This is a genomic window from Rhodococcus sp. NPDC077669 (assembly GCF_040686915.1).
In the GTDB taxonomy this organism is placed as follows: Bacteria; Actinomycetota; Actinomycetes; order Mycobacteriales; family Mycobacteriaceae; genus Rhodococcoides; species Rhodococcoides fascians.
On sequence record NZ_JBFBMD010000010.1, the window covers coordinates 119,163 to 130,358 of the forward strand.

Sequence of the window (11,196 nt, forward strand, 5' to 3'; positions counted from 1 at the left end):
CCGACTGGTCAACGACGAGTCGTGACGGAACCGGGCGCGGGCAACCCCGACAGCATCGACGACGGACTGGGCACCCCTATCACCAGCGGTGACCAAGCCATTTCGGCTGCCGAGCAGAAGTTCGCCGAGGCGTCGGCGCGCAACATCCCGGTGCTGCCCGACATCCCTCACCCGGACGACACCGCAAACCTGCGGCTCGGCCCCGATCTGCACCCGTCGATGCTGGCGCTGCTGCCACTCGTCGGCGTGTGGCGCGGTCAGGGCGAGGGGCACGATCCCGAAACGGACACCGACTATCCCTTCGGCCAGCAAATCGTCGTCTCGCATGACGGCGGCAGCTACCTCAGCTGGGAATCGCGCTCCTGGAGACTCGATTCCGATGGCAATTACGCGCACCCCGACCTTCGGGAGACCGGGTTCTGGCGCATCAGCGGCGGCGACGGAGTCAAGGGGTCCAAGGACGAAGAAGTCGTCGAGCTGCTGCTGACGCACAGCACCGGCGTCGTCGAACTGTATTACGGTCACGCCCTGACCCAGTCGTCCTGGGAACTTGCCACCGACGTCGTCATCCGCAGCACCTCGGGTGCACTGGTGGGCGGAGCTCGCCGCCTGTACGGAATCGTCGAGGGCGGGGATCTGGCGTACGTCGAGGAACGTGTCGTCGCCGACGGCCCGCTCGCACCGCGTCTGTCGGCCCGCCTCACCCGCTACATCGGCTGACGCAGAATCTTTTTCGGATCTCGGGGGCCGTTCGCATGCGAACGGCCCCCGAGCCATACCTGTTGTCAGGTCCCGACCGGACAGGTCGGGGGCTCGGGGGCCGGGTAGCTGCCTGGGATTCGCCTGCCGCTCGCGCGGTCTTCGCAGTGAATCCGTCAGCGATTGCGGCTAGCTGACAGCCACCTCACGCGTCCTAGAGTTCATCAACTTCAGACCACCTCCTCTCTCGTGTACTCCCAACGTACGCCCGCGATCGGGAGTCGGCAAAGGGTTTTTTCGCAGTCCTGTCTCCGAGGTCGATCACCTGGTCGGCGTCGGTGTTCTCGGGCAATTGGTGAGTGACGACGACCACCGTTCGCTCGGCACCGAACAGCCCGTCGTCGGTGGTGAGCAGCTTGCGCAGAATCCGTTCGCCGGAGATTCTGTCGAGATGTTCGGTCGGCTCGTCCAACAGCACGACGGGCGCGGTGCTCAGCAGTGCGCGTGCGAGAAGGAGTCGACGACGCTCGCCACCCGAGACCGCCTGCGCCCCACCGATCAGTGTCGTGTGAACGCCCTGGGGCAACGCGTCGAGCCACGGTCCGAGACCCACTCGTCGCAATGCCTGCGTTGCCTGGTCTTCGTCCACGTCGCCCCGCACCACTCGCAGGTTCTCCAGAATCGAGGTGTCGAACAGGTGCGCGTCTTCGGCGAACAGCGCTGCATCCGAGCCGAATTCGACGGCGAGTGCCCGAAGCATCGTCGTCTTTCCCGATCCGCTGGGCCCGATGATTGCGCTCCGCGCATGTGCGCGAAAGTTCGTAGCAGGGGTCGGGCAGGAGTGGAGCCCGCGGAACGACCCGTTCAGGCTGCCACTCACATGGGGAGCCGCATCGAGCATGGTCATGATTCGGGTGGCCGCGATTCGGCCGCGCATCAGTGCGATTGCCGCTGCGGGCAGCGCTGCGGTCGCCTCGAATGCGGCCAGTGGAACCAACACGATGATCGCGAGCGCCATCGGCGTCATGCCGCCCGCGGTGCCTCCGTCCGGGCCGTACAGCCCGATGCCGATCAGCAACGACCCGATCACCGACGCTCCGATCGCCAGTGGCTGTGCGGCATCGGCGAGTGCCGACGGACGCGCCGCGCGATCTCGCGCTTTCACCGAGTCGTGTGCTGCGCCCTCGGCTTCGGCGAGTGTCGCGTCCAGACGACGGGCGACTCGCAGTTCCGCCGCATGGTCGAGTGCGCGGACGGCTGTCTCGGCGAAGCGCACGTCGGCTTCGACACCGGCTTCCTCGGCGATCCTCGCCGACCGGGCCGCGAGTATCGGTGCACCCACGCCGGCGATCAGCAATGCCACCGCCAGAATCGATGCGGCGGCAGGTGCGATTCCCGCGAGCAGGCCCACGGCCGCGAGCATCATCAGCACGCTCACACAGATGGGAACGACGGCCCGGATGACGACGTCACCGAGAACGTCCACGTCCGCACCGGTGCGCGCCAGAACGTCACCCCGTCGCAGTGCGACCGCGCCGTTCCCGTTCGCCAATCTCTCGTAGATTCTCGTGCGGGCCGCCGTCGTTCCGCGCAGCGCCACATCATGGGTGGTCAAGCGTTCGAGATACCGAAACACCCCGCGCGAGATACCCAGCGCCCGAACGGCTACGACGGCAACCGACAGGTCCAGCACCGGTGGCATCTGCCACGCCCGGGTGATCAACCACGCCGACAGTGCCGCCAGGGCGAGCGCACTGCCCAGCGTCGCCACTCCGGCCAACACGGCCAGTACGACTCTGCGCGGAGACAGCTCGAGCAGCGCCAGCGCTCGTCGCAGATCAGACATGCTCGAACTCCCGCTTCGTGGTCGAGTCGCTGCGGACCTCGACGATGCGGTCGGCGGCATGCAGCACCGAACGCCGATGACCGACCATCACCACGGTGACGCCGCGGTCGGCGGCATCTCGAACCGCCTGCAGCACAGTCGCTTCACTCACCGGATCCAGGTGTGCCGTCGGCTCGTCCAACAGCATCACCGGAGCATCGGACACGAAGGTACGTGTCAGTGCGAGGCGCTGTAGCTCGCCGAGCGAAAGCCCCACCCCACTCTGCCCGACGCGGGTGTCCCAGCCCTCGGGGTGTTCTCGAAGCACCTCGTCGAATCCGGCTGCGCGGCAGGCGAGTTCCAGTGCAGCCGAGTCGGGGATTCCGTGCAGGGTCACGTTGTCGTAGAGCGTGCCCGGCACCAACACCGGCCGCTGCGGGAGCCAGGCCACCTGCGCCCACCACTGTTCGAGATCGAGTTCGGCGATCGGCACTCCCCCGACGCTCACCGCGCCGGTCGACGGCGGAGTCAACCCCAGGATCGCGTGCAGCGCAGTCGTTTTACCTGCGCCGTTCGGTCCGGTCAGGACCGTGACGGTGCCCGCCCGGCACAGCGCACTCAGCTCCGCTGGTGCCGCTCCGTCCCGACTTGCAACGCCGAGCCCGTCCAGCTCGATGTCGACGGCTGTCGTGTCGACGGTGCGGCCACCGGTCGGCCGCGCTGTTCGCCGGTCCAACACCCGGAATGCACGATCGGCTGCCTCGACGCCGTCCTCGGCCGCATGAAACTGGGTGCCGACCGCGCGCAGTGGAAAGTACACCTCGGGCGCGAGGACGAGCGCGATGATGCCGGCTTCGAGTGTCATCTCGCCGAACACCAGCCGCAGCCCGATGCCGACGGCAACCAGCGCTACACACAGCGTCGCGAGCAACTCGAGCACCATCGACGACAGGAACGCAATCTTCAGTGCGCGCATGGTCGTTCGACGATGGGCGTCGCCCAATGCACGAACACGAGCGGCCGGTCCGTGCTCGCGCCCGAGCGCGCGCAGAGTCGGCAAGCCTGCCAACAGATCGAGCAGTTGCGCAGACAACCTGGTCATCGTGGTGAGCGTGGCGGCCGCCCGGCCCTTGGTCAGCAAGCCGATCAGGATCATGAAGACGGGGATGAGCGGCAGGGTCACGGCGATGATGGCGGCCGACGTCAGATCCTGTGTGAGGATGACGATCAGGACCAACGGGGTGACGATGACGGCCAGCACCAGCGCCGGCAAATAGCCGGTCAGGTACGCCCGTAGTCCGCCGATGGCGCGGGTCACGACGACGGCCAGTTCCTCGCGCTCGGCGTCCAGCTCGCGAGGCTCGAATCGCGTTGCCGTCGTGAGTACTTCGATCTCCAGCTCGGCGACGACCCGCGACGCCGACCGGTGTGCGTAACGAGACTGAGCTCCGGTCGCGAGCACCCGAACCACTGTTGCACCGGCCAGGACGACCAGTTCCGTCGTCCATGCGGACAACGATCTGGCCGACGGGTCGGTGATGACGCCGGCCAGCACGCGTCCGATTGCCAGTGCACTCACGATGATGCACAGGGTGACCACGGTCGACAGCGCGACCGTGACGAGCACGTAGCCGCGGGCGGAGCGCGAGTACTTCCACAGTCGCGGATCGACCGGGCCCTTCGGCCGTGTCCGCGAAGTGGTGGGTGCGGTCACGACTTCACCGACAGCCCGATCGAGTCGGGGATCTGGGCGCTCGAAATACGTTGCCGGAAGACCCAATACGTCCACGCCTGGTAGCCGAGGACGACGGGTGCAGCGAAGGCCGCAGCCCACGTCATCACCGTCAACGTGTAGGGGCTGGACGACGCGTTGGCGATGGTGAGATCGAAGGCGGCGTCGGTGCTGGACGGCATCACGTTGGGGAACAGGGACGCGAACAGCAGCACGACGACGGCGACGATGGCAATGCAGGTGAAGACGAAGGCCCAGCCTTCACGTACTTTCCCCGTCAGCGCGACGACGAGCAGCAGGGCGACTGCTGCCACCGCGACGAGTACCCACGTCCAGGTTTTCCCGTACGCGAGTTGTGTCCACAGCGCGAAGGCTCCACCGACGAGCACTGCCGGAACCGACAGCCACGCTGCCATTTTCACCGAGTCCTCGTGGACGTCGCCGGAGGTCTTGAGCGCGATGAACACGGCACCGTGCAGTGCGAACACCACGGCCATCGTTACTCCGCCGAGCAGTGCGTACGGGTTGAGGAGATCGAAGAACCCTGCGGTGACCTTCTTGTTCTCGTCGATCGCGACTCCGCGGACGATGTTGGCGAACGCGACGCCCCACAGCACCGCCGGAACCCACGAGCCGATGCCGATGCCGATGTCGCAGCGACGACGCCACACCGGGTCGTCGATCTTGCCGCGCCATTCGATGGCGCAGATGCGCAGGATGAGCGCCACCAGGATCAACAGCAACGGCAGGTAGAAGCCCGAGAACAACGTGGCGTACCACTCGGGAAACGCCGCGAACAGGGCACCGCCTGCAGTGATGAGCCAGACTTCGTTGCCGTCCCAGACCGGGCCGATGGTGTTGAGAACTGCGCGACGACGCTTCTCCCCCGTCACGGGGTCGGGGTGCCTACCCAGAATGGGAATGAGCATGCCGACGCCGAAGTCGAAGCCTTCGAGCACGAAGTAGCCGACGAAGAAGAAAGCGATGATGAGAAACCAGAATTCGGGCAATGACATTGCTATCCCCTAGTACGCGAACGAGAGCTGCTTGGGCTCATCGTCTTCCGATTCCGGTGGGTCGACGTGCGGGTGCGCGTCGTGGTCGAGAGGTCCTTCGATGACGTAGCGCCGAAGCAGGTAGAACCAGACACCTCCGAGAGCGGCGTACAGCAGTGTGAACGTCACCAGCGAGGCGACGACGAGGCCGACGGGATGGTCGGAGACGCCCTGGTCGACGGTGAGCCGGATCTGATCGACTCCCGAGAGGTTGGGCGCGACAACCCATGGCTGACGCCCCATTTCGGTGAAGATCCAGCCGGCACTGTTGGCCAGGAACGGCGTCGGAATGGCCAGCAGCGACAGCCACGAGAACCATTTCTGGTCGGGAATCCGGCCACCTCGGGTAACCCACAGTCCTGCGACAGCGAGCAACGCAGAGCCTGCGGCCAGGCCGATCATCATCCGGAACGCCCAGTAGGTGACGAACAGGTTGGGCTTGTAGTTGCCCGGTCCGAACTGCTGCTCGTACTGATCCTGTAGTTGGTTGACGCCCTGCACGGTGGCACCGAAGTCGTTCTCCGCCAGGAACGAGGTGAGGCCGGGGATCGCGATGAGGTGCACCACGGATTCGCAGTTGTTGTGGGTACCCACGGTCAGGAGCGAGAAGCTGGCTCCGGTTTCGGTGTCGCACAACGATTCTGCGGAGGCCATCTTCATCGGCTGCTGCTCGAACATGAGCTTGCCCTGAATGTCTCCGGTGATGGCGAGCGCCCCACCCGCAACGATCATGACGATGAAGGACATGCGCGCTGCCGATCGGAACATCTGGCGCGAGTCGGTGGCTGGGACCGCAGCTATCTCGTTCTCGGCCTTTTTCTTTCGAGCCTCGCGGACCATCCACCATCCGGAGATGCCTGCGACGAAGGTTGCGGCGGTGAGGAATGCACCTGCTACGGCGTGCGGGAAGGCCGCCAGCGCAGTGTTGTTGGTGAGCAGCGCCCAGATGTCGGTCAGCTCGGCGCGGCCGGTTTCTTCGTTGTAGATCGCGCCGACGGGATGCTGCATCCAGGAGTTGGCTGCGATGATGAAGAAGGCCGAGGCGTTGACGCCGATGGCGACGAGCCAAATGGTCGCCAGGTGAACGAGTTTGGGTAGTCTGCTCCATCCGAAGATCCACAGACCGAGGAACGTGGACTCGAGGAAGAACGCGACCAGCCCTTCGAGTGCGAGGGGTGCACCGAACACGTCACCGACGAATCGTGAGTATTCGCTCCAGTTCATTCCGAACTGGAACTCCTGCACGATTCCCGTTGCGACGCCGAGTGCGAAGTTGATGAGGAACAGCTTGCCGAAGAACTTGGTCAGTCGATACCAGGAATCCTTGCCGGTGATCACCCACATGGTCTGCATGGCCGCCACCATCGGCGCGAGGCCGATGGTGAGGGGTACGAGAATGAAGTGATAAACGGTGGTGATACCGAACTGCCACCGCGAGACATCCAACGCGTCCATCGATACTCCGAACTCTTCCGCCCGAGCTGTGACGGGCAACACCGCAGGTCAGGGCATTGGCCCGCGACTGATTCGAATGTACTACTACGAGTAGTAGTAGGGAAGAGTCTTTCGACAGGGCCATTGGACCCTCAGAGCATCCGGACGGTCTCCACCGCGAGATCGACCATCTCGGGCACCTCGTCCGCGCGGCTGGGCCGCCCCAGAACGACGCCGTTCATCGATGTCACCCGCGCAGCCAGCGTGACGCTCGAAACGAGCCAAACACCGTCCGCTGCAATGAGATCCGCTGGATACAGATGTCCGTGCTCGCACGTCCAGCCGGCCGCCTCGGCCACCGAGAACAGGGCGGCAACTGTGGTGCCCGCCAGGATGCCCTGCTCGACCGACGGTGTGACGAGAGTCTTACCGCGCGCCACCACCACCGTCGACCGGGGTCCCTCGAGCACTCTGCCCTCGCTGCTGAGGTAGATCACGTCGTCCACGCCCTGGCGGGCAGCGTGGCGCAGCGCGGCCATGTTGGTCGCGTACGACAACGTCTTCGCGCCTGCCAGCTGCCACGGCGCACCGGCGGAGAAGTCGACCGAGTAGCCCCGATCGAGCGTCATCACCGACACCCCGTTCTCCCGGGCGTTTCGCACTCGACCCGGCAGTGGCCCCAGCGTCACGAACGCCGTCGGATCGCCGCCGCCCTCACGACCACGGCTCAGCACCAACCGCAGAACGCCCTCGTCCGTGGACTTCTCCGTCCACAGGCCGACCGACTGCTCGATCACTGCGCGCCAGGCATCCGGATCGGGGACGGGAAGATCCAGGGCCGCCGCCGACACGGCCAGACGCGCCAGGTGCAGCTCGACGCCGCAGGCCGAGCCGTCACGCACCAGCAGCGTCTCGAACGCGCCGTCACCACGCACGGCAGCCAGATCGTCGGCGAACAGCAACGGCCGATCCGCGTCGTGCACTCGGCCGTCCAACGTCACCACTACCGACTCCGACATGCCGCCACCCTAAAGGCTGTGGCCGGGTGCTCCTACTATGGAGTGGTGTCCGATCCTGTGACGATCACCCCGAGTCCTCTTCTCACTCTCCCCGGCGCAGTGCCCTCTCCCGACGACAGCGTCGATGCCGGCGTCGCCTGGCACTACGGCAATCCGTTCGGCGAACAACGCAGTGCCGTCAGCGCAGCCGCCGTCATCGATCGATCCCACCGATTCGTGCTTGCCATCAGCGGCGACGAGCGGTCGAGCTGGCTGAACACGATCTCGAGCCAACTCGTGTCGGATCTGCCCGACGGCAGCTCGGCCGAAAACCTGAGCCTGGACGTCAACGGCCGCATCGAGCATCATTTCGTTCAGACCGATCTGGGCGGGGTCACCTACATCGACACCGAACGTGCACAGGGACCGGATCTGCTGTCGTTCCTGAAGAAGATGGTCTTCTGGGCCAAGGCCGAACCCAGAGAGGCCGACGAACTCGTCGTTCTCTCCGTCCTCGGATCCGACGCGGCGTCGATCCTCGACAAGGCAGGCCTCCCCGTTCCGAGCGAGATCTACGGCGCGTCGGCAGTGGACGGCGGCGGCTTCGTCCGGCGGATGCCCTGGCCGGGCCCGAACTCGTACGACGTCGTCGTCCCCCGAGCAGGCCTGAGCGACTGGTTCCTTCGCCTCCGCGACGCCGGTGCTGCCCCGGCCGGAACGTGGGCGTACGAGGCGTTGCGGGTGGAATCGGTGCGACCGCGGGTGGGCGTGGACACCGACGAGAAGACCATTCCGCACGAGGTCCGATGGATCGGCAGTGCAGCCGAGTTCGGCGCGGTTCATCTGGAGAAGGGCTGCTATCGCGGGCAGGAGACCGTCTCGCGGGTGCACAACCTCGGTCGACCGCCGCGTCACCTGGTACTCCTGCATCTCGACGGTTCCGCCGACGGACGGCCCGTGACCGGCGATCCCGTCACCGCCGGTAGCCGCGCGGTGGGGCGTCTGGGGACCGTTGTCGACCACTTCGAGCTCGGGCCCGTTGCCCTCGCGCTGGTCAAGAGAACGATTCCGGTGGACGCCGCCCTGGAGGCGGGTCCGTGTGCGGCGTCGATCGACCCCGACTCCATCCCCTCGTACGACGACGTGCAGGCCGGCCGCGCGGCCGTCGATCGCCTACGCGGCCGGTGACCGGGTCCGTCTCGGCGGTCTGCGTGGTGCATGCCGACGTCCCGTTCGGGCGGCGCGGCGTCGTCGACAGTGGCATCGACAAGCGGCCCGTGCACGGCCCGGTGGATGTGCACGAGCTCGGCATCGGCGGGGACCACTGTCGCGACACCAAGTTCCACGGTGGTCTCGATCAAGCCGTGTACGCCTACGACGAGGCAGAAGCCCGGTACTGGGCCGATCAGCTGGGTGCGCCCGTCGAGCCAGGACGGTTCGGCGAGAATCTGCGGACCAGCGGCGTCCCGGTGACCGACGCGGTGATCGGGACGCGGTGGCGCATCGGCACGGTGACGCTGGAGGCAACCATCGCACGCAAGCCCTGCGGCACGTTCGCGCGGTGGATGGGCGAGCCGGGGTGGGTTCGCCGATTCACGGCCCAGGGAGATGTGGGCGCTTACTTCCGAGTGCTCGAGCCCGGGGTCTTCGCCGCCGGTGATTCGGTGACGGTCGAATCGGTTCCTCGGCACGCGGTGACGGTGCGGATGCTCTTCGAGGGGCGGGACGCCGCGGCGATGCAGACTCTTCTGGACGAGCCCGGATTGGCACCGAAGGTGTACCGCGACGCGGCGGCGGCGCTGAAATCGTCGCGGAGGCCATGACGCGCAGCACTACTGTTTTCGTGTCGTAGCGCGAAAATAGTTCGCCTGAGCACGGATATGCGCAGGTACAGGCAGCGCGGACCCCTGCCCCGGGCGTGTCGCGCCGCCGGGCCCGGCTTCGACACGTGGTGCCGTATGCGCATCGCGGCGATTCGCGCGCTAGAGTGTGTGCCAGGAAGAAATACCAACTCTAACGGGGCCGCCAAATTTCCCCAGGCCGCCCCGCAAGTCCGCGAGGGGGCACCGCCATGGGCCGAGGCAGGGCTAAGGCAAAGCAGACAAAGGTCGCTCGTGAGCTCAAGTACAGCTCGCCGACAACGGACTTGGAGAGTCTGCAAAGAGAGCTCTCCGGTGGTTCGTCCAACTCCCATCGTGGCGGCATCCACTCTGACTCGGATGTGCATTCCCGAGTCGAGGAAGACGAGTACGAGGACTGGCGACGCTAGAAACTGTGCACTGAACGACTGAGGGGGAGCCGCACGGCGGCTCCCCCTCACTTGTTCGTCGTGTGACCGGTCGGTCAGAACCTCGGGTGGTTACCCAGCAGCAGCGCTCGCTCATCGGCGACGTCCTTGCCCGCAGCCTTCTTGACCGTGCCGAGAGTCCAGCAGTCGATGTGGCGTGCGGTCAGTACCGCCAGAGCACGATCGACGTCCTCGGGGGCGACGATCGCGACCATGCCGACACCCATGTTGAACGTCTGCTCCATCTCGGCCCGCTCGACGCGTCCGCGCTGCGCGATGAGGGAGAAGATCGGGGCCGGGCTCCACGTGGTCCGATCGAGTTCGGCCACGAGGCCCTCGGGCATGACGCGCGAGAGGTTGTTGGCGAGTCCGCCGCCCGTCACGTGGCAGAACGTGCGCACGTCGGTCTCGGCCGCGAGTGCGAGGCAGTCCTTGGCGTAGATCTTCGTCGGCTCGAGCAGTTCTTCGCCGAGTGTGCGGCCGAACTCCTCGACGTGTCCGCCGAGATCCATGTGGTTGATCTCGAGCAGCACCTTGCGAGCGAGCGAGTAGCCGTTGGAATGCAGACCGGACGATCCCATGCCGATGACGACGTCGCCGGGACGCACGCGCTCGGGTCCGAGGATCGAGTCCGCCTCCACGACGCCGATGCCGGTGGCAGAAAGGTCGTAGTCACCGTCGGCCATCAGCCCCGGGTGTTCGGCCGTCTCGCCGCCGAGCAACGCACAACCGGCGATGATGCAGCCCTCGGCGATGCCCTTGACCAGTTCCGCGACCTGCTCGGGAACGACACGGCCGACGGCGATGTAGTCCTGCAGGAACAGCGGCTCGGCTCCGCACACGACCAGATCGTCGACGACCATGGCCACGAGGTCGAGGCCCAGGGTGTCGTGCTTGCCGAGGGCCTGGGCGACGGCGACCTTGGTGCCGACTCCGTCGGTCGAGGCAGCCAGGACCGGCTCGCGGTAGTCGCCCTTGAGCGCGAACAGACCGGCGAAACCACCGAGACCGCCCATGACCTCGGGCCTGCTGGCCTTCTTGGCGAGTGGCGCGAACAGTTGAACTGCTCGGTCTCCTGCGGCGATATCGACCCCGGCCGCCGCGTAGGAGGCACCGCCCGAGTGAGTTGCGCTCGTGGGTTGGGATTCCTCGGTCATTCGGCTCCA

At 66.2% G+C, this 11,196-nt stretch carries 10 protein-coding genes; 4 read left to right on the forward strand and 6 right to left on the reverse strand.

What is annotated here, in order from left to right:
- The first annotated feature begins 54 nt into the window (after positions 1 to 54).
- Entirely contained in the window at positions 55 to 720 is a 666-nt protein-coding gene (locus tag AB0P23_RS14445; RefSeq protein ID WP_027495859.1) for an FABP family protein, read from the forward strand.
- Between the two features lie 193 nt (positions 721 to 913).
- Here AB0P23_RS14445 and AB0P23_RS14450 read toward each other — a convergent pair whose 3' ends face one another.
- The 5 genes from AB0P23_RS14450 to AB0P23_RS14470 all read right to left on the reverse strand — a co-directional run bounded on the left by AB0P23_RS14450 (position 914) and on the right by AB0P23_RS14470 (position 7,764).
- Positions 914 to 2,545 (reverse strand): ATP-binding cassette domain-containing protein, encoded by a 1,632-nt coding sequence (locus AB0P23_RS14450; RefSeq protein ID WP_206498726.1) that lies wholly within the window; start codon positions 2,543 to 2,545, stop codon positions 914 to 916.
- Complete coding sequence (gene cydD / locus AB0P23_RS14455) at positions 2,538 to 4,238, reverse strand: thiol reductant ABC exporter subunit CydD (RefSeq protein WP_206498725.1); 1,701 nt, start codon at positions 4,236 to 4,238, stop codon at positions 2,538 to 2,540. The genes AB0P23_RS14450 and cydD overlap by 8 nt, the downstream gene beginning before the upstream one ends.
- A complete protein-coding gene (gene cydB / locus AB0P23_RS14460; RefSeq protein WP_206498724.1) occupies positions 4,235 to 5,272 on the reverse strand; it encodes a cytochrome d ubiquinol oxidase subunit II in 1,038 nt (345 codons plus the stop codon). Before cydB ends, cydD begins: the two co-directional genes overlap by 4 nt.
- A gap of 9 nt (positions 5,273 to 5,281) precedes the next feature.
- A complete protein-coding gene (locus AB0P23_RS14465) occupies positions 5,282 to 6,766 on the reverse strand; it encodes a cytochrome ubiquinol oxidase subunit I (RefSeq protein ID WP_032371576.1) in 1,485 nt (494 codons plus the stop codon).
- 131 nt (positions 6,767 to 6,897) lie between these two features.
- A complete protein-coding gene (locus AB0P23_RS14470) occupies positions 6,898 to 7,764 on the reverse strand; it encodes an aminodeoxychorismate lyase (protein ID WP_027495854.1) in 867 nt (288 codons plus the stop codon).
- A gap of 45 nt (positions 7,765 to 7,809) precedes the next feature.
- On the opposite strand from AB0P23_RS14470, the gene AB0P23_RS14475 reads away from it, so the two are divergent.
- The 3 genes from AB0P23_RS14475 (at position 7,810) to AB0P23_RS14485 (ending at position 10,012) form a co-directional block, all read left to right on the forward strand.
- Positions 7,810 to 8,931, forward strand: a complete 1,122-nt coding sequence (locus AB0P23_RS14475) for a folate-binding protein YgfZ (protein WP_206498723.1) — start codon at positions 7,810 to 7,812, stop codon at positions 8,929 to 8,931.
- The gene (locus tag AB0P23_RS14480) at positions 8,928 to 9,566 is read left to right on the forward strand and encodes an MOSC domain-containing protein (protein WP_206498722.1); all 639 of its coding nucleotides are present in this window, start codon (positions 8,928 to 8,930) and stop codon (positions 9,564 to 9,566) included. Before AB0P23_RS14475 ends, AB0P23_RS14480 begins: the two co-directional genes overlap by 4 nt.
- A gap of 248 nt (positions 9,567 to 9,814) precedes the next feature.
- On the forward strand, positions 9,815 to 10,012 hold the full coding sequence (locus AB0P23_RS14485) for a DUF3073 domain-containing protein (RefSeq protein WP_072692062.1): 198 nt from the start codon (positions 9,815 to 9,817) through the stop codon (positions 10,010 to 10,012).
- 74 nt (positions 10,013 to 10,086) lie between these two features.
- On the opposite strand, the gene purM is transcribed toward AB0P23_RS14485, so the two are convergent.
- Positions 10,087 to 11,187, reverse strand: coding sequence for a phosphoribosylformylglycinamidine cyclo-ligase (gene purM / locus AB0P23_RS14490; protein WP_027495851.1), 1,101 nt, complete (start codon positions 11,185 to 11,187; stop codon positions 10,087 to 10,089).
- Between the last annotated feature and the right edge of the window lie 9 nt (positions 11,188 to 11,196).